The following is a 23,283-nucleotide window of genomic DNA, read 5'->3' on the forward strand; positions in this document are numbered from 1 at the left end:
TTTCCAGGTTAACTAAGCGTGCATGTCTAAAACGATACGATAGCGCGTTTTGCCCGCTTCCAGATGTGCCATCGCATCGTTCACCTTACTGAGTGGAAAATGTTCCACTTGCGGTTCAATGCCGTGCCGGGCGCAGAACGCCAACATATCCGCCAACCGCGAAGGTGCACCGGTTGGGGACGCGGAAAGCTCCGCCTGTTTGCTGATAAACGCAAACACCTGCACTGGTACCGGATCGGGCACTGCACCGACGAAGTGCAGGCGGCCTTTTGGTGCCAGCGTATCGAGGAAGGCGCTCCAATCCAGCGAAGCGCTGGCCGTGACCAGAATAAAATCGAGCTGGTTGGCAATCGCCTGTAGCGCCGTATTGTCATTACTGGCGACGACGCGATGTGCTCCCAGTGCCAGTGCTTCGTCACGCTTGCTGTTAGACGAAGTAAAGGCAGTGACTTCACAGCCCCAGGCGTGCATAAAGCGGATTGCCATATGCCCCAAACCGCCGATACCCACCACGCCGACACGCTGAGTCGGACGTATATCGTATTGCAGCAAAGGGTTGAAAACCGTGATCCCTCCGCAGAACAGCGGCCCGGCGCTGGTGACATCAATCCCTTCCGGCAGTGGAATAGCCCAGGCCCAATGGCTACGGATACGATCGGCAAAACCACCGTGACGACCAATGATGGTAGGCTGTACTTCATGACACAAATGTTGATCGCCAGACATACAGGGGTGGCAGTGCATACAACTGCCGCGGTTCCAGCCAACGCCCACTATCTGGCCGATTTTCAGCCCTTTGTTTTGTGCATGAGTACCGAGCTTGACTACTCTGCCAACCACTTCATGGCCCGGAACGAACGGATAGCGGGTGATACCCCATTCATTTTTCAGCATGGATAAATCAGAGTGGCAGACGCCGCAATAGTCGATCGCAACGTCGATTTCATCATCGCCCAACTCTCCGGCGTTGAAACTGAACGGCTCGAGAGGCTTTCCTTGGCCGGTTGAAGCCCAGCCATGAATGGTATTGTCAGAAAAAGTGCTGGATTGGTTCGCCATCATATTCTCCCATTGGTTAACGAGACGATTTCATGTGATGCGATCGAAAGTGCAGGTGAAGCGTAGGACTGTGCCCGGCGATCGACCGGGCACAGAGAACAGTCAGAAACTAAAGCCTAGCAGGAAATGGCAAGGTAGTGATTAACGCGCAGCCTGGTAAATCCGCTGGCTGACTTCTAGCGTAATGTCCTGGTGTTCACCCAGTGCAGTCATGCCATGCTGATGCAGTTTATCGAGCAGCGCCGGGATCGAGCTGCCATCAAGCTGGTAATCAGACAACCGGGTCGGTACGCCCATAGTTTCAAAAAATGCCCGGGTGGCAGCGATGGCGGCGTCAATGCGGCTGTCTTCTGAGCCGTCACGCAGGCCCCAGACACGCTCGGCGTATTGCAGCAGTTTGGCGCGTTTTTGCGTTTTTTTCTCCACCAGCAACGCAGGCAGCACAATGGCCAAAGTTTGCGCATGATCCAGGCCGTGCATGGCGGTCAGTTCATGGCCGAGCATATGGGTGGCCCAATCCTGCGGTACACCGGCACCGATCAGGCCGTTCAGCGCCAGGGTGGCGCTCCACATCACGTTGGCACGCACCGCGTAGTTTTCCGGCTCCGCCAGCGCCCGTGGGCCATCTTCCAGCAGCGTGAGTAGCAGGCCTTCAGCGAAACGATCCTGCACTTTGGCATCGACCGGGTAAGTCAGATATTGCTCAATAGTATGCACAAAGGCATCTACTACACCGTTAGCGATCTGGCGTGGCGGCAGCGAATAGGTCACCGTTGGGTCCAGCACGGCAAACTTTGGTTGCACATACGATGAGTGGAAATGCTGTTTATCACCGCTGTTTTTACGAGTGATCACCGCACCGATGTTGGATTCGGAGCCAGTGGCAGGCAAGGTTAACACGCAGCCCAATGGGATCGCGCCAGTGACTTCACGGCCTACGGTTTTCAAGATATGCCATGGATCGCGATCGGCGGTGTAATGGGCGGCGGCGGCGATAAATTTGGTGCCGTCAACCACGGAACCTCCGCCGACGGCCAGCAGGAAATCGATATTTTCCGCCCGCACAAGCTCTACCGCTTTCATCAGCGTTTCATAAGTAGGGTTCGGTTCAATGCCGGAGAATTCCTGTACGTTGCGGCCCGCTAGCGCGGAATAGACCTGATCCAGCACGCCATTTTTTTTCACACTGCCACCGCCGTAAGTGATCAGGATGTGGGCTTTTGCCGGGATCTGTTGAGCCAATCCGGCAATCTGGTTTTTACCGAACAGGATTTTGGTGGGGGTATGGAGAACAAAGTTTTGCATGATCGGTTTCTCTCAGGTATCAGGAAAGTGCCAGGGGGCGCAAAAAATAACTGAAATGTATTGTCAGTAACTTAGCGCAATCACACAATGCTCATTCCTGTTGATGTCTTGCCTATTTCTGCTGGTTGCTGTAAGAAAAAGAGGTTTTTCACCCTTATTTATGCTGGATCATTCTGGCTGTAGGAAGGATTGTGACTGAAATTGATGAGCTGCGTGGCCGTATGGCGCGCCAGGCAATGCATTTTGCCAAGGCCAAAGGCTATACCTCTTCGCCGGTACCAAAGGTGAAAATCCTGTACGTTGACGATTATTGGCCGCGCCAGCCGGTGATGTACGAGCCCGGTATTGTGATCATCTTTCAGGGGTATAAGGTAGGGTACTGTGGCAGTAAGGTTTTCCAGTACGATCCGCGCCACTATTTGTTGATGACGGTGCCATTGCCGTTTGAATGCGAAACCTTTGCCAGCGTGGAACAACCACTGGTGGGGCTGGGCGTGAGTATTGATGCGCAAATGTTGCAAGACCTGCTGATCGATATCGGTGATGACGATTACCTGATGCAACCACGGGCTGAAAGCTGCGGCGTTAATCTTTCACCGCTGACGGATGAAATGCTGTGTGCCACCGAACGCCTGCTGGATGTGATGGCAAGACCGCTTGATGCCCGCGTGCTGGGGCCGCAGATTGTGCGTGAATTGTTGTACTACGTGCTGTGTGGCAGCTGCGGTGCATCATTGCAGGAATTGGCCAACCGCCATACTCATTTCAGCCAGATAGCCAAAGTGCTGCGGCGTATTGAAAGCCAGTATGCCGATAATCTTAACGTTGAGCAGTTGGCAAATGAGGTGAATATGAGCGTTTCGGCATTTCACCATAACTTCAAAGCAGTCACCAACACCTCACCGTTGCAGTATGTGAAATCCTATCGCCTGCATAAGGCGCGGTTGCTGATGGTGCATGATGGATTGAAAGCCAGCACGGCGGCCATCCGCGTGGGTTATGAAAGTGCTTCACAGTTTAGCCGCGAGTTTAAACGCCTGTTCGGCGTAACGCCGAGCGATGAACTCGCCCGGCTGCGGGACAGCCATGTGATGATGCAGGGCTAATAGCTAACGCACCAGCACGATTTTCCCGAATGCGCCGCGATCAAGGTGTTCCAGCGCTTCCGGTAACTGATCGAAACGATAACGCTGGTCGATGATTGGTTTGATCCCATTAGCATCAACGGCGCGTACCAGATCTTCCAGCGCACGGCGATGACCAACGCCAATACCTTGTATTGTTGGGGATTTCAACAGCAGTGGGCCAGCGGGTAGGGTAATATCAAATCCTTCCAACACCCCAATCACCGAGATACGTCCGTGGATTGCCACCGCCTGGATCGAATTGGCCAGGTTGGTACCACCAACGATTTCAATAATATGATCGATACCGCGATCCTGCGTGAGAGCATAAATCTGTTCCACCCAATCACTCTGTAAGCGGTTGATGGTGTAATCAGCCCCCAGCGCTTTGGCTCGTTGCAGTTTCTCGTCGCTGCTCGAAGTGATAAACACTTGTGCGCCCTGCGCTTTGGCAAGCTGCAATGCGAACAGTGCGACGCCGCCGGTGCCTTGCACCAGCACCGATTCTCCGGCCCGTAAATGGCCACGTTCCACCAAAGCGAACCAGGCGGTCAGCCCGGCGCAGGGCAAGGTGCTGGCTTGGGCATCGTCCAACGTGCTTGGCGCTACGCTCAGCCAGTTTTCGTCCACCACGACATATTCCGCCAACATGCCCTGCTCAATGCCACCGAGCGTGCGGTAGGGCGGGTTGCGTGCGTCACCGTTGGGTTTATCGTCGATCCAATCCGGGCTAAAGGTGGAGATCACCCGATCGCCAAGGTGAAAGCGTGTGCTGCCGCTGCCAATGGCATCGACAATGCCTGCCATATCTGAAGCTGGAATAAACGGCAGCGGCAGCTCCAGCGGCATAGCGCCTTCAATCACCATTTTGTCGCGATAGTTCAGTGCGACCGCATTGACTTTTACCCGCACCTGATGCGGGCCGGGCTGCGGGATTGCGCAGTTTGTCAGTTGCAGATGTTCACGTCCGATGGCGTTCATCGTCCAGCGTTGCATAGTGTCAGCCATGAGATTCTCCAGATTTGTTGAGTAGGCCCAGGAATAATATCGTTGATTAAAAATCTCCAGTAGAGATAAAATTTCCGATAATTGTTTCCTTTTTGGCTACAAAAATGATTGATCGCTTAAGTGGAATTTCGGTGTTTGTAACGGTGGTAGAAGCGGGCAGTTTTGCGCTGGCGGCAAACCGATTACATCTTTCACGGTCAGCAGTGGGGAAAACCATCGCCCGGCTGGAACAACGGCTTGGGGTGCGCCTGTTTCATCGCACCACGCGCAGCCTGAATCTGACCGATGACGGGGTATTGTTTTATGAACGCTGCCTGCGGGCTCTGGTGGAGATCCGTACCGCGGAAGCTCTGTTGGAAAACGGTAAACAACAGGTCAGCGGCAGGCTGAGAGTCTCAATGCCGGTATTGTTTGGCCGCCTGTGTATCGCCCCCGTTTTGACCACCTTGGCCCGTGAACACCCCGGGTTGGAACTCGATCTGTCATTCAGCGATCGGGTGGTGAATGTGGTGGAAGAAGGGTTTGATCTGGCAATCCGTAATGGTCCGTTGCCTGATAGCACCGGTTTGGTTGCCAGGCGGCTAGGAGATAACCGCATGACGCTGTGTGCTGCACCGGATTACCTTGCCCGCTGCGGGTTACCCTCAAATGTTGAGGAGCTGGTACAACACGATGCTATCAGCTACCGGCGTACTGGGGTCATACGCAGCTGGTTGATCCCGCAGGCAGATGGCACCGTGCGGGAAGTGATACCGAAAACGCGTTTATTGATGGATGACTTGCAGGCGATTGCCGATGCAGCTGTCGCAGGGTTTGGCATCGCCTGGTTGCCTTGCTGGCTGATTCGCGAGTCGTTGCTGAAAGGAGAACTGCGGCGCGTGCTGAGTGAAATACCCGGCATAAATTTTGAGATGCATGCCATATGGCCACAAACCCCGCATTTGCCATTGAAAGTGCGGTTGGCCGTGGATGCGCTGGTCAGCCAGTTACCCAGTAGAATGGTATTTTAAGGGGGCTGTCTACAGTGCCTAGGAGGCGCGTTTCTTGCGCCAAATCACCAGCATTGTACCGAGCAGGCCGAAAAGCAGCAGCGCAATAGGCAGGATCATCAACCCAGCCATAACCTGTTCTTCATGGCGTTTGATCAGTGGGATCTGGCTGAAAGCGTATCCTAGGCTGATCACCGATCCCACCCAGAGAAAAGCGCTCAGCCAGTTGAAGATCTGAAAGCGTGCCCTGTTCAGGCCGGAGATCCCCGCCATGGTGGGCAGCAGGGTACGCACAAACGCCAGGAAACGGCCAATCAACAGGGCCATCAGGCCGTGACGGTTAAACAGGATGTGTGCGCGTTGATGATATTGCACCGGGAGTTGCAGCAACCAGCCTTTTACCACAGAGGTATGGCCCAACCATCGGCCTTGCAGATAACTCAGCCAACAACCCAGGCTGGCGGCAACGGTCAGAATAATCAGGGTGGGGATAAAACTCATGACGCCTTTGGCGATCAAAGCCCCGGCCAACAACAACAGGCTGTCACCGGGCAAAAAGGAAGCAGGCAGCAATCCATTTTCCAAAAACAGGGTGGTGAAAAGAACCAGATAAACCACCCAAACGACGCTGGGATCGGCAAGAGCAATAAAATCCTGCGTCCAAAGCGCTTGAACGATCTCTTTCAATACATCCATTTTTTGTCCTGTGATGCTGGCAGGCTAGCGTATTCTTAACCGTACTCAAAAGTGTTGTGCTAAGTGTAACGCTCTTGGCTGAAGTGGGCATCAGATAGAATGTAGAAATATGTTGATCGAGGAGGAAACCCAGAAAAACAGAGCGGCAGAGTCGCCGCCCGATATTTCACGATGCGATACGTTTAAAACCCGCGGCCAGATCGTCGATCAGATCTTGAACGTTTTCCAGCCCGATGTGCAGGCGCACTAAGGTACCAGAAAAATCAACTCCCCCAGCCGGGCGGATCGCCTCCAGTTCTTCCGGTTGATTGGCCAGGATCAGCGACTCATAACCTCCCCAGGAATAGGCCATGCTGAAGTGGTTGAAATGGTCGAGGTAGTGCGCCAACTGTGCGTCACTCAGCCGCTGTTTCAGAACAAAGGAGAACAGGCCATTGCAACCGCTGAAATCGCGGCGGTAAAATTCGTGGCCTTTACAGCTGGGTAAGGCCGGGTGATTAACCACCGCTACTTCCGGCCGCTGCGCCAGCCATTGTGCCACGGCAAGGCTGTTTTGCTCATGCTGTTTCAGCCGCACACCTAATGTACGCAGGCCGCGGCTGGCCATGTAAGCGGTATCGGCGTCAACCATCTGGCCCATCAGGTAAGAATATTCACGTAACTGCTCCCAGCAGCGGGCGTTAGCTACCGCGGTGCCGAGCATATAGTCGGAATGGCCGATAATGTACTTAGTACCAGCCTGAATCGAAATATCGATATCAAAATCCAGAGCCTTGAACAGCACACCGGCTGCCCAGGTGTTGTCGATCATGATGACAATCTCTGGATTAACGGCGCGTATGGCGTTGACGATGGCGGGAATATCCTGCACTTCCATGGTAATGGAACCGGGTGACTCAAGAAATACGACACGCGTGTTGCTCTGGATCAACGTTGCGATCCCGGCACCGATCAGCGGATCAAAATAGGTGGTGGCTACATTCATGCGGCCAAGGATATGGGTACAGAAATCCTGCGTGGGTTCATAGGCTGAACCGGTCACCAGCACATGATCGCCTGCGCTGACGAAAGATAAGATGGCATTCGAGACCGCAGCGGCTCCGCACGGATACAGCACGCAACCGGCTCCCCCTTCCAGTTCGGTCATGGCGTCCTGAAAGGCAAAATGGGTGAGTGTGCCACGGCGGCCATAGAACAGTTCTCCTTGGGCGCGTTTGGCAGTGGCCTGCTTTTTGGCGGCAACGGATTCAAATACTAATGAAGAAGCGCGTTGAGTCACCGGATTGACGGAACCCTGCGTGTAGCGTTTGCTGCGCCCGGCCACGATCAGCGCGGTTTCGATATTTTTTGACGTCATGCTTGGTTTCCCTTTACCTTGCTTCACCATGATGCACTTACGTTAACATGGCGCTTAATAGCCATCCAGACGTTTTAACTGCTATGTAAAGAAATGGCGATTATCGCTGCCGGGAGCCATTGTGGTACGGCATCCTTTTACGTTTGCGCGATTAAGAAGCCGAGTATATTGAGTAAATAATAATGATAACTACTATCAATCCCTGATTGGTTTGATATGATCGCACGCTGAATTCTTCCGTAAATGTTGATATGGGTGGAGGCACAGCGTGAAAACGGCTGTCAAAACGATGAATCAAGCGGCCTGTGGCGCAGACCGCGGGCAATGGAGTGCGCTGGGGCGCAATGTGATCGCTTCACTGGTATTGGTGGTAGGGCTGGCTGGTACAGTACAGGCCGCTCCTGCCAATACGCCGGCAATCACTGAAAGCGTGGCCGCAGCAGTAGCCCCAGCGGTGACTGCCGCTGAGAGCATGATGCCAGTGAATCCGGCACCCACAATCCAACCGCCAGACACCCGCGGCATGGATCTCTCCGTCTGGGGGATGTACCAACATGCGGATGTGGTCGTCAAAACCGTGATGATCGGTCTGGTACTGGCCTCCATTGTGACCTGGACTATTCTGTTTGCCAAAGGCAGTGAACTGATTCGCTCTAAGCGCCGTCTGCGCCGAGAGGAACAGGCGTTGGCCGATGTTCGCTCTTTGGATGATGCCTCTGAGTTGGCGCAAAATTTCACCGAGGAAAGCATCAGTGCGGTGCTACTGCGCGATGCACAGGATGAACTGGAGCTATCGGCGGCCTCTAACGATAATAATGGCATTAAAGAACGTACCGCTTTTCGCCTTGAACGCCGCGTTGCGGCCTATGGGCGCCAACTGGGGCGGGGTAATGGTTTCCTGGCGACCATTGGTGCTATTTCACCGTTTGTCGGCCTGTTTGGTACCGTATGGGGCATCATGAACAGCTTTATCGGCATCGCTCAATCGCAAACCACCAATCTGGCGGTGGTAGCGCCGGGGATTGCAGAAGCGCTGCTGGCAACCGCACTTGGCCTGGTTGCGGCGATTCCGGCGGTGGTGATTTACAACATCTTTGCCCGAGTGATCGGCAGCCACCGCGCCCAGGTGGGTGATGTGGCGGCGCAGGTGCTGCTGTTGCTGAGCCGTGATCTGGATCTGGCTGCCACGGCCGAGCTCAAACGTTCGCAGCATACACACCAACTGCGAGTGGGGTGAGTGATGGCTATGCGCTTAAATGAAGACCTGGGCGACAGCGGTGAACTGCACGAAATCAACGTGACGCCCTTTATTGATGTCATGCTGGTGCTGTTGATCATCTTTATGGTGGCCGCACCGCTGGCGACGGTCGATATTCGTGTTGATCTGCCTGCTTCTTCCGCCAAGCCGCAGCCGCGCCCGGAAAAACCGGTATTCCTGTCGGTGAAGGCCGATAAACAGCTGTACGTGGGGGATGAGCCAGTGATGGCCGAACAACTGACCTCCGTATTGGATCAGCGCACGCAGGCAAATAAAGAAACCACTATCTTCTTTCAGGCGGATAAAACCGTTGATTATGAGACCCTGATGAGCGTCATGGATACGCTGCGGCAGTCCGGTTATCTGAAAGTAGGGCTGGTGGGGATGGAAGGCGCAGCGCGCTAGCAGCGGGAAGTATTTCTTTAAGCGTATTCATTTCAATAACAGCAAGTTGCCTCCAAATGGGCTTCACCGGTGTGAAGCTCTGATTTTTCTCCAGCCCCTCTAACTATTGCAACAATCCACCCTGCCAAAAAATTGACATGCGCAAAGGCCGAGATTCAATTTAATAATCAATTGCAAAGCAATAACAACGAATTATCGTCGAATCCGGCATTGGATTGAAATACCATTTCAGATTTTTAACCCACCTTGGGCAGGCTGCCATCTTTTTGTCACATATCATCTCTAGTTTACCTGTCGATATGTTACCAATTAATACAAAAACGATATGCCCACCATCTTTCAAAGTGCAGAGGTACTGGCTGTGCTCACCTAACTGCACCTTGAAATCCACAGGGTATCAATTGACCGTTAAATAGGGAGATGAGATGAAACGCAATATGCTCTGCCTGCTGATCCTTGGATTGGTTTTTGCTGTAACGGCGTGTAATGACAGTGATTCTGTCGCCAGTGGTGAATCTCCACCACCAGTGCCAACCCCTACTAAAAACGTGCTGTTTTTTCTGGGGGATGGTATGGGAATTGCCACACTGACGGCGGCCCGTATTTACAGTGTTGGAGAGGATGGCGATTTGACGATCGATACCTTGCCGGAAACGGCATTTGTCCATACCTATTCAAATGATGCGCAGGTTACCGACAGTGCGCCTTCCATGTCGGCGTATATGACAGGGCTCAAGTCAAATAACGAAGTGATCTCGATGTCTGCCGATACCCAGGCAACCGATACGCTGGGTAAACCTTATCAACTCAACTTTGACAGCACTTGCCCGCCTGATAACGGCCATGCGGTTGATACGCTGTTGGAAAAAATGAAAGCCGCAAACTATGGCACTGGCATAGTGACCACCACTCGGGTGACACATGCCACACCGGCGGCAACCTATGCGCATATCTGCCATCGCGATGCGGAAAACACTATTGCTGCCGCGCTGGTGCCAGGCGGGCAGGGGTTTAATGCCAAACTGGGCGACGGCGTTGATGTGATCCTGGGGGGGGGGAGCCACTATTTCACCCCAGCGGCAGCGGGGGGCACCCGTGGCGACCAGCGTAATCTTATCGCTGAATTACAGGCAGCTAAATATCACTATGCGACAAATAAGCAGCAGTTCGACCAGCTCCCGACCGATGGTAGCAAGCTCATCGCACTGTTCACCCCCAATCATATGTCTTATGACCTGGATCGTGATCCAGAGCAGGAGCCCAGCCTGGCGGAAATGACCGAAAAGGCCATCGACGCGCTGGCTGCTAAAGATAAGGGCTTTTTCCTGATGGTGGAAGGTGGTCGCATCGATCATGCCCTGCATGCGACCAATGCCCGCCGAGCGTTACAGGATACGGTCGCGTTCGATGACGCGATAAAAGTGGCATTGGACAAGATGCAGCAGCTTGATCCCGGTTTGCAAAATACCCTGATTGTGGTGACGGCTGACCACGATCACACGCTGCAAATGAACGGTTACTCACAGCGTACCGGTAAAACGCAAGAGGGCAACCCTGGCGTTTTAGGGATAGTGAAAAGCTATGTCAACGGTGCGAACTCAACGGATGTGGAGGGTAACCCTTATACCATCATCGGTTTCGGCAATGGCCCTGGCCACCTGGCCACCCGTGGGCCAATCGATGAAAACGCCCTGGAAAGTGCCGATTTTCTACAAGAGTCGGTGATCCCGTTGAAAACAGAAACTCATGGTGGTGGTGATGTTTTCCTCGCTGCCCAAGGGTTGGGAGCTGAGCAGTTTAGCGGAACGCTGAATAACGATCGGGTGTTCGATCTGATTAAACAGGCGATTGATTTGCAGTGAACATCATGCTGACGCGTAAAACATCAATATCACTTTCAGGAATGAGCAAAATCATGAAGAAAAAACACTCTGTTAGCACGATGAATAGCTGCTTGTGGTTCCTGTTATCGCTGGCCTGTGGGAGTACCTACGCCGCGAACGAAGCCAAAAACGTGATCTTTTTCCTGGGCGACGGCATGGGGCCGGTGACCGTAACGGCGGCTCGTATCTATAAAGGAGAGAAACAGCTGGCGGCTGAACCGGGTTCGCTGAGCAGCAGTGAACGGGCAGAACTGACCATGCAGTCTTTCCGCAATGCAGCGCGTATCAAAACCTTTTCCAATGATGCCCAAACCACCGATAGTGCCCCGTCGATGGCGGCTTATATGACCGGCGTGAAGGCAAACAATGAGGTGATCTCGATGTCCGCCGATACGCAGGCCTATACCACCACGGGTGAGCAATATATCTCGGGTGAAGACAGCACCTGCGCGCCGGATAATGGTCAGCGGGCCAAGACGTTGTTGGAACTCTCCAAGGCGGCAGGGCGTTCGGTGGGGGCGGTATCGACCACGCGGGTTGGGCATGCAACGCCTGCGGCAACCTATGCGCATATCTGTAACCGCAATGGTTACAACACCATCGCTGAGCAGTCGGTGCCGGGCAACGCCAACTACAACAGCGAGTTGGGGGACGGCTTAGATGTGCTGATGGGCGGCGGGCAACGCAATTACCTGCCGAAATCGGTCAACCCCAGCAGCAAACGCAGCGACAACCAGAACCTGGTGAGCGCCATGGAGAGCGTGGGATATACCTATGTCGACAACGGCACTCAATTGCGCAATCTGGATACCGGTTCCGTCAATAAACTGCTTGGGCTGTTCGCTCAAAGTGAAATGGCTTACGAACTGGATCGGGTGAATCAGAATCTGGATCAGCCAAGCCTGGCTGAAATGGCCGAGAAAGCGTTAGAAGTGCTTAGCCGCAATGACAACGGATTTTTTCTGATGGTGGAAGGTGGGCGTATCGATCATGCTCTGCACGGCAGCAATGCCAAACGCGCCCTGGAAGATACTCTGGCGATGGATGCCGCCATTCAAAGCGTGCTGACGTTTATGGAGGCCAAAGATCCTGGCTTGAAGAATACGCTGATCGTAGTCACGGCTGACCATGATCACTCTATTGCCTTCAATGGTTACGGCAAGCTGGGTAACCCGATCCTGGGTAAGGTTTATGATTACCAGAACGGTGAACTGGCTAAAGCCGCCGACGGTAAACCTTACACGGCCTTGGTCTTCGGCAACGGCGGGCGCCCTAACGCCAGCGCCAGCAGCCAGATCAACGTGGAAGATAATAATGCTGCTTGGGTGGCACCGGCGCGTGGCGCAGAGCGCGAGGATCTGACCGATGTGGATACCACGCAGGATAACTTCTTGCAGGAGGTGGGGATCAATCTGGGGACGCCGGGTTCAGAAACCCATGCTGGGGGAGATGTAATGCTGTATGCCGGCGGTGCGGGTTCCCAGATCTTTAGAGGCACGATGGACAACACCAAAGTCTTTTTCAAAGTGAAAGAGGCGGCGGGTTTATGATCCACATGCGGGGAATCTTCAGCTTGGCGTTGCTGGTGGCGGTTGTTCTGCCGTTGGGGGCTGCCACTGTGCAGCAGAAAGAGCAGCCGGCGACTGCGCCGGCGGTCAATTTGCGGCTGAGCTATGAAAACCGGGCGATAGGGCACGATGGCATCATACGGGATAGCCGCTATACCGACTTGATGTACCGCCGCCCCGGTTTGGTTTGGATCGAGCGCGAATTACCGGCCGGTGTGCGTGAAAGCCAGGAACATGGGCACGAACAGGCTTCTCCCCATGCAGGCCATGCGCATGCTGAAGCACAGGGCGCACCATTGCTGATACAGCGTGATGCTGGCACAGGGAAAGTGGCCGTGCAGGTGGTATTACATAATCTGCGCCGGGTTATTGATGTGGAGCTTGCGCATTATGGCAATGTGGGGTACGGCGGTTCCTGGCCCGCGGCGTACTGGCTGCTTGAGCCAGCGGCGCTAAGCCGTATGGAAAAGCAGGGGCCTGTACAAGAGGGGATACAGCACTATCTGCTGCAACAAGGGGAGAGAACGACAACGGTGGCCTGGGATGTGGCCGGTCAATATGCCCGCAGTATTGAGCAACGCGACAGCCATGGCACCTCGATTCAACGCATGACGGCGACTCCGCTGGTTGATCCACCGGCATTGCCTTGGCAGCAGCTTGCTGAATATCAACGAGGTGATTACTCCGACCTGCTGGATTAACCTCGACATCGTTTAAACAAGATTCGATAATGAAAACGCCTCTACGGAGGCGTTTTCATTATCAAACTTCGGGGAACAGGAGGCTATTTTGCAAGGAAAATGGATAAAAACGAAAAAATTTTTTCAGTCGTTAACGGTTGTGGCTATTTATGGTGCCAGCCCGTTGGCGATGGCCTCGTTTGATGACATGAGTTGCCTCTGGGCCAATGATTGTACCTTGGATGGGGCGCCCTATCTGGCCCCTGATAACGATACCCGCGCCAACCTGTTGATGCTGTTAGCGGAACAACGGGGCTTCCACACCGCGTTATCCGCGTTGCCGCAGGAGGTGAACCGTAGCAGAGAGTACACCTTCGGTGTTTTTAAAGGTGCGCTACAGCCGGACAGCGCTGTGATTGAGGCCAATAACCGGCAAAATCCGCCCTCGGCACCCACTGAGAGCCCACTTGAGGCGATGGCGTTGAAGTTAGGTATCGCTACCTCTGCATTATCTGTTGAGGGGATCGATAATGAAGGCCGTTGGATATCCAACAATAAAGATTCACTGAGCCAATTTTTTAGCGCATTGCTGGCGGATCAACGGCTGGAAAAACCGGATCAGAACCTGTTGGCTTTGCGGCGGATCGCGATTTACCGTGGCGAACAGGATACCGATCGGTTTTTGCCGCTGATGCAGCATTTTGCTGCGGGTTCACCGGCGGCTGCCTTTCGCGACTATCTCAGCAACGCAGAGCTATTTTATCACGGGCAATTTCCCGCAGCCGAAGCGGGATTTCTGGATCTAAAAGAATCCGATCAACAGTGGGTAGCGGAAACTGCAACCTATATGCTTTTCCGCGTGGCCTTAAACCAGGCAACAGAACATGCGGTGGATGAGTATGGCATGTTCGATCTTAAGAAGGTCAATAAACAGGCTGCTGAGTTGGCATTACAGCGGGCAGAATCCTATGTGACCACCTTTCCCGGCGGTGCATACGTTGATTCCGTGCGCGGCCTGCATCGCCGAGTGTACTGGTATCTCGCGGACTGGCCGCGTCTGGCGCAGTTATATGAAAGCCAGCTCATGAGTGCAAAAAATATCGACTCGCTTAGTGCGTTGATTGATGAGAACGATCAGATCCTACTAAGCCGCCTCATTCCCTACAACAGCGATGAACAGCCGTTTACCAGCGTTACCGATACGCCGTTGCAGACTTTTACTCAAACCATGAAATGGTTGAGAAAATATAATCTTGAGAATAAAGACGCGCCCAAAGTCACGGCTGAGATATTACAAAGTTATAAGCCCATGTTTGAGAAAGCCAATATGCTGGCGGTTTGGCAATATATGCATAATGCCTGGCTATTCTACCAGCAAGGAGATTACCCGGCGGTGCTAGCAGCCATTAAGCCCGCCGAGCAGGTAACACCTAATGATATTGTGGCTTTCAGCCAGCAGGTCATGTATGGCAATGCTCTGAGCAGGCTGCATAAATGGCCAGAGGCTGAAGCGCATTGGCGCCACTTGCTAACCTTGAAGCTCTCACCTCATCAGCAGCAGTATTTACAGCTGATGCTGGCCACTAATCTGGCGCAAAACAATAACGTAGCGGCGATTTTTGCCCCGGAAAGCCCGATCAATAATCTGCGCTACCGTTCACTGGTGCTCAAGACCTTGGCAAATAAGACGTTGTTGCAACAACAGGCGGCCTCTGCACCAACCGATGAAGAGAAAACGATCGCGCTTTACACGTTATTAATTCGAGATTTGCTGGTTGGTGATTATCAAGGCTACCTGGATGACAAATTGCTGAAAAAACATATCCATGCAAGCCTTACTTCTGAGGCTTTTGCAGATGTGGATCTGGCGATGTTTGACTGGAATGGCAGCGATACCGAACAAGGGTATTTTTGTGCTCCGTTAGCGCAGACCGTCGCGGTTCTGGCAAAGAATAAAACTGACGCGCATGCCCTGAACTGCCTGGGGGAGTTTTTCCGCACCACGTATTTGTCACAAATCAGCACGGAAGCGGAGATGGGAAGCAACGATGAATTAGACAGCCTGGCTCAGGCCGCATTGGACAATGGCAGCAAGCAAGGGAGGCTGGGATATTATCAGCAGGTGATTGCCGATCCTCAGGCTGAACCAGAAGATAAAACCTATGCTCTTTACCGCGCGGTGATGTGTTTTGCTCCCTCTGGCTATAACGATTGCGATGAGCAGGGTATTCCGCCAGAAATGCGCCAGCGCTGGTTTAATCAGCTAAAAAAGAACTATAAAGGCAACCAATGGGAACAGCGGCTCAAATACTACTGGTGAAGCGCTTATGCTGGGCGTTATTGCTGATATCGCCGCTGCTCGCTGCGTCAGTAGCAGGCAAAACGGGCAAAGGCTATGTGGATACGCGCGATTATCGCGCGTTCTGGCTGTGGTCTGGCGTGTGGTCGCAACCGGTGTTGCAACAGGCGGAGACTCTGTATCTGCATCAGGCCGAAATTGTGATGGGGCGCCAAGGCGCACGCTTTCTGAAATTGGGGGTGCCGCTGGCTAAACTTCAGGCTCCCTCAATTTGGATTACCGTTCGAGTCACTACGCTGGATATTCCCGATGAGATCCTGGCGGCGGCTTTGCGTCTGCCTGCGCGCTGGGCGGCTGCCGGTAACCAGGTGGTGGGGTTGCAGATTGATTTTGACGCGGCGACCTATCAGTTAGACAAATATGCGGAATTCCTCAGCCACGTGCGCAGCAGGCTGCCTGCCGGATTTGCGTTGGGGGTTACGGGGTTACTTGATTGGGCGAAAACCGGCAATGCCAGCCAGCTGAATGGGTTACCGATAGACGAATTGGTGATCCAAACTTATCAGGGTAAGCAAACGGTTACGCAGTATGAGCAGTATTTGCCAGCCTTATTGAAGTTGCGTTTACCCTTCAAAATCGGGCTGGTGCAGCATGGGGTTTGGAACCCTCAATGGCAACAACGTCTGGCAAAATCGCCTTATTATCGGGGAGAAGTGGTGTTTCTGGTCAATACGGCCCGCTGACAAAAAAGCCCGTTTTTCAGCAAAACGGGCACGGTTAGCAGCCTATTGGAAAGCGTTATCCGGTATGGACGCCAAATAGCTTGGGCAGGAACAGTGAGATCGCCGGAATATAGGTGACCAGCATCAGCACGCAGAACAGGGCAAGGTAGAAGGGAACCATAGCTTTCACCACCTGTTCTATTTTTTGCTTGCTGACCGCACTGGCGACGAAAAGCACCGAACCAACTGGCGGTGTAATCAGGCCAATACCCAGGTTGACCAGCATGATCATGCCGAAATGCACCGGATCGATCCCCAGATTGATCGCTACTGGCAGCAGTACCGGCGTCAGGATCAGGATCAGCGGAGCCATATCCATCAAGGTGCCGATCAGCAGCAGCATGATGTTGATCCACATCAGGATCACATACTTGTTGTCGGAGATTGAGGTGAAGAATTCGGTGATCCGGGTTGGCAACTGCATGTAAGTCATGATGGCGCCAAAGCTGGCGGCAAAGCCAATCAGGATCATCACGATGGTGACGGTTTTCACCGTGCGGAACATCAGTTTAGGCAGCTCAGACCATTTGTAGTCACGATAGATGAACATGGTGACGAAGAATGACCACAGGCAGGCAATCGCGGCGGATTCGGTGGCGGTAAAGATACCGGAAAGGATACCGCCCATAATGATGACCACCGTCATTAACCCCCACAGGGTATCAACGAAGATCTTCAATGCCTGGCGGAACGGCACGCGCTCGCCTTTTGGATAACCGCGCTTGTGGGCAAAGCAGACACACATCACCATCAGCGTAAAGCTCAGCAACAGGCCCGGTAAGATCCCGGCGATAAACAATGCAGCGATGGAAACGGTGCCGCCGGTGGCTAATGAATAGATGACCGAGTTATGGCTTGGCGGCGTCAGGATCGCCTGCACCGAGCCGCTGGCGGTCACCGCTGCGGCGAAGTCACGCGGGTAACCCTTCTTGTCCATTTCAGGGATCATCACCGAGCCGATAGAGGCAGTATCTGCCACTGACGAACCAGAGATAGCGCCAAAAAAGGTGGAGGCGACGATATTAACCAGTGACAGGCCACCGCGAATAAAACCAACGAAAATATAAGCGAAATTCACCAGGCGACGGGCGATGCCCCCCTCTGCCATGATGGCTCCGGCCAGAATAAAGAATGGGATGGCCAGTAACGAAAACTTGTTTACGCCGTTGGTGATTTGAATCATCACGGCTTCCAGAGGCAGATCGATCCAGAATGCCCCGGCGATGGCGCTGATACCGACGGCGTAGGCGACCGGCACGCCAATGGCGAGCATGACGCCAAGGGTGATCAATAAAATGAATGCGTCCATAATTTACAGGCTCCTGGTAACCGCTTAGGAATTGCCCAACATGACCACCGGGCGGTGATTCTGCGGGCCTAAAAATATGCGCTCAATAATGAACAGCAGCGTGATAAACGAGCCAACTGGCAGCGGTAGGTAAGTTTCTCCTGCGGTTAAAATCGGAAACTCAGCGACGGGTTGCTCCCACAATTCCAGACACAGGTTATAGCCGTAGTAGAGAATAAACAGGCTGATCGCCAGCATCATCAGATCGGTGAGCACTGAGCAAACCTTTTTCATCGGTTCTGAAAGGCGGTCTGTCATCATGCTGACCGCAATATGCGAACAGGAACGATAGCTGACAGCAGCACCAATAAAGGTAAAGGTCACCATGCAGATGATGGCGACAGGCTCTGGCCACGATAAGCCCGAGTTCAAGACATAACGGGCAAAAATACCGACGGGGATCACGGCGGTCATGACGAGCAGGGCAAGGCCGGAAAGCCAGATGGAAACGCGGTAAATAAAATCCATTACCGATAAATAAGAGCGAGACATGATAATCCCCTACGTCCTGGTCAGGAAAAATAAGGTGGTTATACCCGCTGTTTTTCAAGTTGCTGGAGTGCTGGCTGTGTGGGCGAGGCCCGCTTGGGCCTCGCTCAGTCCTAGTTGCAACCTGGTATCAGGTAGGTATTCACCCCTTGGACATTATTTGACGGCTTCGATACGTTGGATTAATTCTTGATAATTTTTACCGAATTGATCGCGTACAGGCTGAGTGGCTTTGTAGAAATAATCGCGATCGATATCCTGAATATTAACGCCGCCTGCTTTCATCTTATCCAGCGATTCCTGATTATACTTCGCCCACAGTTCGCGCTGTTCGGCCTGGGCCTCTTTTGCCAGCTTGAGGATCAGTTGCTGATCTTCCGCAGACAGTTTGTTCCATTTGGCCTTAGAGTAGAGGAATACTTCTGGAATGATCATATGGCCAGTCAGGGTATAGTTCTTCGCGACCGGCATATAGTTGTGTGCAACGTAGGTTGGTGGGTTGTTCTCTGCGCCATCAATAACACCGGTTTGCATGCCGCTGAAAACTTCGCTGACGCCCATACTGACCGCGTTGGCTCCCATCGCTTTTAGCGTGGCAAGAGCAACCGGGTTACCCTGCACGCGGATCTTCATGCCTTGCAGATCTTCTGGCTTGTTGAGCGGGTTTTTGGTGATCATGTTGCGTGTCCCACCGTCCATCCAACCCAGAAAGACCATTTTTGACTTCGCGTTATCAGTGATTTTCTGACCGATTTCTTGGCCGATCTCACCATCCAATACTTTGTGCATGTGGTCTTCATCGCGGAAGACGTAGGGCAGCGTAAAGACGTCAACTTCTGGCAGAATTGCCGCAACCGGAGACATGGAAACGCGGATGATATCAATTGCTCCAATCTGTGCCTGCTCGATCTCCTGCTTTTCATCACCCAGCACACCGCCAGGGAAGGTTTTGATTTCCAGACGGCCATCGGTCGCCAGCTTTAACTTTTCCCCCATATGTTCAACGGCGACAACGTTCGGATAACCGGCAGGGTGAACATCTGCGGCTTTGATCTGCTGCGCCGCGAGGGAAGAATGGCTCATGAGCAGTGTTGCTGAAGTGAGGCAAAGGCTGAGTAACGTCTTGGACAGTTTCATTGGGGTATCTCCAGAAGCGAACTGTAAGAGTCTGGATCACTAGATGCATCAAGAATCTGGTGAGATGTGATCCAGGCAGCATTTTTATCTGATATTTATTTGGTGTTATTCAGCCATCCTCCGTGGCGCAGCTTTTGGGGGGGACTTAACCACAAGGAAATCAATGTCATTGTAAATAATGGGTTTTTTAATGGATTTCCTGCGAGGTCAGTCGCTAATCAGATATGGCATAACGTAACCTATTATACAACTTTGTAAATTGAGTGATATCACAAAAGGCAAAAGTGGTTTTAATCAATCCATTGGTTTTTTTATTGATGGGTAAAACAGTGTTTTATATTTATATAATTGATATATAAATATTTTTATTATGATGGAGGCGTAAATAACTTGGTGGAAATGGTGTGATAACTTTGCGCTGTGTTAGTTTATTTACTGCTGAATCACCGCAGGAATGGTCGACATCTTTGAACAGATTAAGCGGCAAAGGTTAGGGAGGAATAATGCGGTATTATTCTGAAATTGGTGCTGTAGCAAGGGAGATATTCTGGCATGCGGCTGGTTCAATAGTGATACATGCAGGGAGAAGCGATGTGCTCCCCCTGCACTGTAAAAGCAATCAACAGCAGCCAAGTGAGTATTGTCTGCTGAATGAATCACCTTACGCTTCGATCGGGGCACGCCAGTCATCAGCACCAGAAGTGCCGGCTGTGTTGTGTTCCCAAGTGATCTTGCGATATGCCAGTGAAACGCGCACTAACTGAGTAAATTCAGCCTTGGTTGGGTCTTGGCAATGCGGCATTTTACAGTCGATATCGATAATAGTGGCATCTTCCAGTTTGGTGGTGAAGAAGTGCTCTTGTTTACCTTCAATTGAAGTACGGTACCATTTCAATTCAACCGTTGGCAGCATTTCCCCTGACGCCAATGCGTTGTACAGCAAAGGTACGGCTTTGTTATAAGCCACGGTGAAACGAAATGGTTTATGCGCACGTTGCCCAGAAGGCTGACCAGATTGCGGGTCAGTAGGTACGGTAACAATGTGTTCAAATTCCTGTACCAACATTTGGTCTTCGTGGCCTTGAACAAAAATGTTACCGACTGATTCGGCGGTGAAAGCGCCTGCTGTGATATTACCCTGCGTTTTGCCGGTAATAGCGATATATGCTGGAGTTGGCATTGTAAATATCCTTGATAGTTTGCTTTATATAGACCAAGTGCCAGTGAATTCTGCTGCCCGTATTTGGTCAGTTTTAAATGTCACTCGCGCGATGATCCACTTCCCGGCATTACTATAAGCAGCTCTTCCTTAGAGTGCCAAGTTACCAATAAATTTTAAATTTTCGTCTTAAACGTTGATGGAATAAAAAATTATAATATTTGCAAAATTGGTGTTTTGTGTTGGCTTATCAAATATTTTTGAACATGGTTTTATGGCTGATTATTTATCATTTATATTAAATCATTAACTAACTAATTGTTTTTAAAATGAAATAATATTTCAATAAAGTTATTTTTTATGATCATTGACAGAGTGACGCTGCTATCACAGGAATTAGGGGATCTCTAACAATAAAGAAAAGTTTATGGACTTTTGCCTTAAAGATAGTAGACGATGTGCCTAATGACGTCAGATTAATGCAGGATTCCTCCTAAAAAACTGATGAGTGAGCTACTGGTTAATTAACTCCTAAGAATTGAGATATTTCTGTGCAAAAAGCATAAGGAAAGATATCTGTGGCCCACATACATAGTGATGATAGATGACAGCAGTAAGAATCTCCTAATTCAGAGGATATTTGAGCCTCATCTATGATAAGTGTTCGCGATATCCAAATGAGGGCATTGGCTGGCATCTCTTTATAGTGACCAAAAGGACGAGTTATGAGTAAGAATAATCAAAGTAGTGTTGCTCCTAAGGAAAGGATAAATATCAAGTATGTTCCTAACACTGGAGATCAGGTTTCTGAAATTGAATTGCCATTAAACCTTTTGGTGGTTGGCGATCTCAAAGGTGTTCGTGAAGATACTCCAATTGAGGAGCGTCAGGCTGTTTCCGTCAGTAAGACTAATTTCAACGCAGTAATGAACGAAGCCAAGATCGGTCTGGCTTTCAGCGTGCCAAATCGCTTGGAAGGTGAAGGCGAAGAAACTCTGCCCGTTGAATTATCGATCAACTCTCTGGATGATTTTTCACCTGATAATGTGGCGAAAAAAGTCCCAGAACTTAAAAAGCTTCTGGAATTGCGGGAAGCATTGGTGGCCTTGAAGGGACCATTGGGTAATATCCCTGCTTTTCGTTCTCGTTTGCAGGATTTGTTAAGCAACGAAGAAGTCCGTGAGCAGTTGCTGAAAGAGCTAGACATTCTGAATCGAAAGTAATTGGTCTGGTAAGAGGGAATTTTACGTATGTCTTTACATGAAGAAAATGCAGTTTTAGCGGCAGAACCTGCCAGCCCGACTTTCCTGCTCGACGAAATTATGTCTCAAACGCGTATGATGCCGGGTAATGACGGTTATGACGTTGCCAAACAGGGTGTTGCTGCATTTATTGCCAGTATTCTGGATACTGGAACCAACGAAGAGCCAGTTAATAAACTCTTGGTTGACCGGATGATTATTGAGCTTGATAAAAAGCTCAGTGCTCAAATGGATGAAATCCTCCATGCTACCGAATTCCGTGAGATTGAATCCTCATGGCGTTCATTGAAGTTATTAGTTGACCGTACCGATTTCCGTGAGAATATTAAAATTAATATTCTTCATGCAACAAAAGAAGAGTTGCTGGAGGACTTTGAGTTCTCACCGGAAATTATCCAATCCGGTTTCTATAAGCACGTTTATTCATCAGGCTATGGCCAATTTGGTGGTGAACCGACGGCTGCTATCATTGGTAACTACGCGTTCAGCAATACCGCGCCTGATATGAAGCTGTTACAGTACGTCAGCGCTGTGGGTGCAATGGCACATTCGCCGTTCCTTTCCAGCGTTGCGCCAGATTTCTTCGGTATCAGCAGCTTTACTGAGCTGCCGGCCATTAAAGATCTGAAATCTGTTTTTGAAGGGCCGGTACATACCAAATGGCGTGCGTTACGCGAGTCTGAAGATTCCCGCTATCTTGGTTTAACCACGCCTCGTTTCCTGCTGCGTTTGCCGTATTCTACCGTTGAAAACCCGATCAAGAACTTCAACTACTATGAAGATGTCAGCAAGAATCATGAGCATTTCTTGTGGGGTAATACCGCATTCCTGCTGGCTTCCTGCCTGACAGACAGCTTTGCCAAATATCGCTGGTGCCCAAATATCATCGGCCCGCAAAGTGGTGGCGCAGTGTATGACCTTCCGGTTCATCTCTATGAAGCCATGGGGCAGGTTCAGGCCAAAATCCCTACCGAAGTGCTGATCACCGATCGTCGTGAATTTGAGCTGGCGGAAGAGGGCTTTATCACCCTGACCATGCGTAAAGGCAGCGACAATGCCGCGTTCTTCTCCGCAAACTCGGTACAAAAGCCGAAAGTATTCCCGAATACGCGCGAAGGGAAGATGGCAGAAACCAACTACAAGTTGGGGACACAGCTACCGTACATGTTCATCATCAACCGCCTGGCTCATTACATCAAAGTGTTGCAGCGTGAGCAGATCGGTTCGTGGAAAGAACGTCAGGATCTTGAACGTGAGCTTAACATCTGGCTCAAGCAATATATCGCCGATCAGGAAAACCCACCGACTGATGTTCGTAGCCGCCGCCCTCTGCGTTCAGCGCAAATTCAGGTGATGGATGTTGAAGGCGATCCAGGCTGGTATCAAGTCTCGATGCAGGTACGCCCTCACTTCAAATACATGGGCTCGAGCTTTGAACTGTCGCTGATTGGTCGTTTGGATAAGGAATAACAAGT

General features: G+C 51.6%; 20 protein-coding genes. 11 read left to right on the top strand and 9 right to left on the bottom strand.

The features are described from left to right. Positions 1 to 12: 12 nt before the first annotated feature. Together ahr and yqhD are read right to left on the bottom strand one after the other, a co-directional pair. Positions 13 to 1,059, bottom strand: a complete 1,047-nt coding sequence (ahr, locus tag Z042_RS07845) for an NADPH-dependent aldehyde reductase Ahr (RefSeq protein ID WP_024911295.1) — start codon at positions 1,057 to 1,059, stop codon at positions 13 to 15. 141 nt (positions 1,060 to 1,200) lie between these two features. Then, positions 1,201 to 2,364: an alcohol dehydrogenase gene (gene yqhD / locus Z042_RS07850; protein ID WP_024911296.1), complete on the bottom strand. Its 1,164-nt coding sequence runs from the start codon at positions 2,362 to 2,364 to the stop codon at positions 1,201 to 1,203. A 221-nt stretch (positions 2,365 to 2,585) separates the two neighbouring features. Here yqhD and Z042_RS07855 point away from each other — a divergent pair, with 221 nt between their 5' ends. Beyond that, a complete protein-coding gene (locus tag Z042_RS07855) occupies positions 2,586 to 3,470 on the top strand; it encodes an AraC family transcriptional regulator (protein WP_202901312.1) in 885 nt (294 codons plus the stop codon). Between the two features lie 3 nt (positions 3,471 to 3,473). Here the strand turns inward: Z042_RS07855 and Z042_RS07860 are convergent, their stop codons facing one another. Then, on the bottom strand, positions 3,474 to 4,496 hold the full coding sequence (locus Z042_RS07860; RefSeq protein ID WP_024911298.1) for a zinc-dependent alcohol dehydrogenase family protein: 1,023 nt from the start codon (positions 4,494 to 4,496) through the stop codon (positions 3,474 to 3,476). A 104-nt stretch (positions 4,497 to 4,600) separates the two neighbouring features. On the opposite strand from Z042_RS07860, the gene Z042_RS07865 reads away from it, so the two are divergent. Next, the gene (locus Z042_RS07865) at positions 4,601 to 5,506 is read left to right on the top strand and encodes a LysR family transcriptional regulator (RefSeq protein WP_024911299.1); all 906 of its coding nucleotides are present in this window, start codon (positions 4,601 to 4,603) and stop codon (positions 5,504 to 5,506) included. An 18-nt stretch (positions 5,507 to 5,524) separates the two neighbouring features. Here Z042_RS07865 and Z042_RS07870 read toward each other — a convergent pair whose 3' ends face one another. Together Z042_RS07870 and metC are read right to left on the bottom strand one after the other, a co-directional pair. Beyond that, positions 5,525 to 6,181 (bottom strand): DedA family protein, encoded by a 657-nt coding sequence (locus Z042_RS07870; protein ID WP_024911300.1) that lies wholly within the window; start codon positions 6,179 to 6,181, stop codon positions 5,525 to 5,527. Between the two features lie 166 nt (positions 6,182 to 6,347). Continuing rightward, entirely contained in the window at positions 6,348 to 7,538 is a 1,191-nt protein-coding gene (gene metC / locus Z042_RS07875) for a cystathionine beta-lyase (RefSeq protein WP_024911301.1), read from the bottom strand. Positions 7,539 to 7,806: 268 nt separating this feature from the next. On the opposite strand from metC, the gene exbB reads away from it, so the two are divergent. The 7 genes from exbB (at position 7,807) to Z042_RS07910 (ending at position 16,374) form a co-directional block, all read left to right on the top strand. Further along, entirely contained in the window at positions 7,807 to 8,775 is a 969-nt protein-coding gene (gene exbB, locus Z042_RS07880; RefSeq protein WP_167336756.1) for a tol-pal system-associated acyl-CoA thioesterase, read from the top strand. 3 nt (positions 8,776 to 8,778) lie between these two features. Further along, complete coding sequence (gene exbD, locus Z042_RS07885) at positions 8,779 to 9,201, top strand: TonB system transport protein ExbD (protein ID WP_024911303.1); 423 nt, start codon at positions 8,779 to 8,781, stop codon at positions 9,199 to 9,201. Positions 9,202 to 9,626: 425 nt separating this feature from the next. Beyond that, complete coding sequence (locus Z042_RS07890) at positions 9,627 to 11,063, top strand: alkaline phosphatase (protein ID WP_024911304.1); 1,437 nt, start codon at positions 9,627 to 9,629, stop codon at positions 11,061 to 11,063. A 53-nt stretch (positions 11,064 to 11,116) separates the two neighbouring features. Next, positions 11,117 to 12,634, top strand: coding sequence for an alkaline phosphatase (locus tag Z042_RS07895; RefSeq protein WP_202901311.1), 1,518 nt, complete (start codon positions 11,117 to 11,119; stop codon positions 12,632 to 12,634). Further along, positions 12,631 to 13,353: a hypothetical protein gene (locus Z042_RS07900; protein WP_024911306.1), complete on the top strand. Its 723-nt coding sequence runs from the start codon at positions 12,631 to 12,633 to the stop codon at positions 13,351 to 13,353. The genes Z042_RS07895 and Z042_RS07900 overlap by 4 nt, the downstream gene beginning before the upstream one ends. 88 nt (positions 13,354 to 13,441) lie before the next feature. Then, positions 13,442 to 15,652, top strand: coding sequence for a PA5441 family protein (locus Z042_RS07905; protein ID WP_051506688.1), 2,211 nt, complete (start codon positions 13,442 to 13,444; stop codon positions 15,650 to 15,652). Beyond that, complete coding sequence (locus tag Z042_RS07910; RefSeq protein ID WP_024911308.1) at positions 15,622 to 16,374, top strand: DUF3142 domain-containing protein; 753 nt, start codon at positions 15,622 to 15,624, stop codon at positions 16,372 to 16,374. The genes Z042_RS07905 and Z042_RS07910 overlap by 31 nt, the downstream gene beginning before the upstream one ends. 55 nt (positions 16,375 to 16,429) lie before the next feature. Here Z042_RS07910 and Z042_RS07915 read toward each other — a convergent pair whose 3' ends face one another. The 4 genes from Z042_RS07915 to Z042_RS07930 all read right to left on the bottom strand — a co-directional run bounded on the left by Z042_RS07915 (position 16,430) and on the right by Z042_RS07930 (position 20,567). Beyond that, entirely contained in the window at positions 16,430 to 17,722 is a 1,293-nt protein-coding gene (locus Z042_RS07915) for a TRAP transporter large permease (protein ID WP_024911309.1), read from the bottom strand. A gap of 24 nt (positions 17,723 to 17,746) precedes the next feature. Further along, positions 17,747 to 18,253, bottom strand: a complete 507-nt coding sequence (locus Z042_RS07920) for a TRAP transporter small permease (RefSeq protein WP_024911310.1) — start codon at positions 18,251 to 18,253, stop codon at positions 17,747 to 17,749. Between the two features lie 153 nt (positions 18,254 to 18,406). Next, positions 18,407 to 19,387, bottom strand: a complete 981-nt coding sequence (locus tag Z042_RS07925) for a TRAP transporter substrate-binding protein (RefSeq protein WP_024911311.1) — start codon at positions 19,385 to 19,387, stop codon at positions 18,407 to 18,409. Positions 19,388 to 20,048: 661 nt separating this feature from the next. After that, entirely contained in the window at positions 20,049 to 20,567 is a 519-nt protein-coding gene (locus tag Z042_RS07930; protein ID WP_024911312.1) for an Hcp family type VI secretion system effector, read from the bottom strand. Positions 20,568 to 21,271: 704 nt separating this feature from the next. On the opposite strand from Z042_RS07930, the gene tssB reads away from it, so the two are divergent. Together tssB and tssC are read left to right on the top strand one after the other, a co-directional pair. After that, positions 21,272 to 21,769, top strand: a complete 498-nt coding sequence (gene tssB, locus Z042_RS07935) for a type VI secretion system contractile sheath small subunit (RefSeq protein WP_024911313.1) — start codon at positions 21,272 to 21,274, stop codon at positions 21,767 to 21,769. A 27-nt stretch (positions 21,770 to 21,796) separates the two neighbouring features. Continuing rightward, positions 21,797 to 23,278 (top strand): type VI secretion system contractile sheath large subunit, encoded by a 1,482-nt coding sequence (gene tssC, locus Z042_RS07940; protein ID WP_024911314.1) that lies wholly within the window; start codon positions 21,797 to 21,799, stop codon positions 23,276 to 23,278. The last annotated feature ends 5 nt before the right edge of the window (positions 23,279 to 23,283 follow it).

It is taken from the genome of Chania multitudinisentens RB-25 (assembly GCF_000520015.2).
GTDB lineage: Bacteria > Pseudomonadota > Gammaproteobacteria > Enterobacterales > Enterobacteriaceae > Chania > Chania multitudinisentens.

Excerpts from the sequence above, each read along its gene's own strand:
- ahr (WP_024911295.1), bottom strand. The coding sequence starts at position 1,059 with ATGGCGAACCAATCCAGCACTTTTTCTGACAATACCATTCATGGCTGG.
- yqhD (WP_024911296.1), bottom strand. The coding sequence starts at position 2,364 with ATGCAAAACTTTGTTCTCCATACCCCCACCAAAATCCTGTTCGGTAAA.
- Z042_RS07855 (WP_202901312.1), top strand. The coding sequence starts at position 2,586 with ATGGCGCGCCAGGCAATGCATTTTGCCAAGGCCAAAGGCTATACCTCT.
- Z042_RS07860 (WP_024911298.1), bottom strand. The coding sequence starts at position 4,496 with ATGGCTGACACTATGCAACGCTGGACGATGAACGCCATCGGACGTGAA.
- Z042_RS07865 (WP_024911299.1), top strand. The coding sequence starts at position 4,601 with ATGATTGATCGCTTAAGTGGAATTTCGGTGTTTGTAACGGTGGTAGAA.
- Z042_RS07870 (WP_024911300.1), bottom strand. The coding sequence starts at position 6,181 with ATGGATGTATTGAAAGAGATCGTTCAAGCGCTTTGGACGCAGGATTTT.
- metC (WP_024911301.1), bottom strand. The coding sequence starts at position 7,538 with ATGACGTCAAAAAATATCGAAACCGCGCTGATCGTGGCCGGGCGCAGC.
- exbD (WP_024911303.1), top strand. The coding sequence starts at position 8,779 with ATGGCTATGCGCTTAAATGAAGACCTGGGCGACAGCGGTGAACTGCAC.
- Z042_RS07890 (WP_024911304.1), top strand. The coding sequence starts at position 9,627 with ATGAAACGCAATATGCTCTGCCTGCTGATCCTTGGATTGGTTTTTGCT.
- Z042_RS07895 (WP_202901311.1), top strand. The coding sequence starts at position 11,117 with ATGAAGAAAAAACACTCTGTTAGCACGATGAATAGCTGCTTGTGGTTC.
- Z042_RS07900 (WP_024911306.1), top strand. The coding sequence starts at position 12,631 with ATGATCCACATGCGGGGAATCTTCAGCTTGGCGTTGCTGGTGGCGGTT.
- Z042_RS07910 (WP_024911308.1), top strand. The coding sequence starts at position 15,622 with ATGGGAACAGCGGCTCAAATACTACTGGTGAAGCGCTTATGCTGGGCG.
- Z042_RS07915 (WP_024911309.1), bottom strand. The coding sequence starts at position 17,722 with ATGGACGCATTCATTTTATTGATCACCCTTGGCGTCATGCTCGCCATT.
- Z042_RS07920 (WP_024911310.1), bottom strand. The coding sequence starts at position 18,253 with ATGTCTCGCTCTTATTTATCGGTAATGGATTTTATTTACCGCGTTTCC.
- Z042_RS07925 (WP_024911311.1), bottom strand. The coding sequence starts at position 19,387 with ATGAAACTGTCCAAGACGTTACTCAGCCTTTGCCTCACTTCAGCAACA.
- Z042_RS07930 (WP_024911312.1), bottom strand. The coding sequence starts at position 20,567 with ATGCCAACTCCAGCATATATCGCTATTACCGGCAAAACGCAGGGTAAT.
- tssB (WP_024911313.1), top strand. The coding sequence starts at position 21,272 with ATGAGTAAGAATAATCAAAGTAGTGTTGCTCCTAAGGAAAGGATAAAT.
- tssC (WP_024911314.1), top strand. The coding sequence starts at position 21,797 with ATGTCTTTACATGAAGAAAATGCAGTTTTAGCGGCAGAACCTGCCAGC.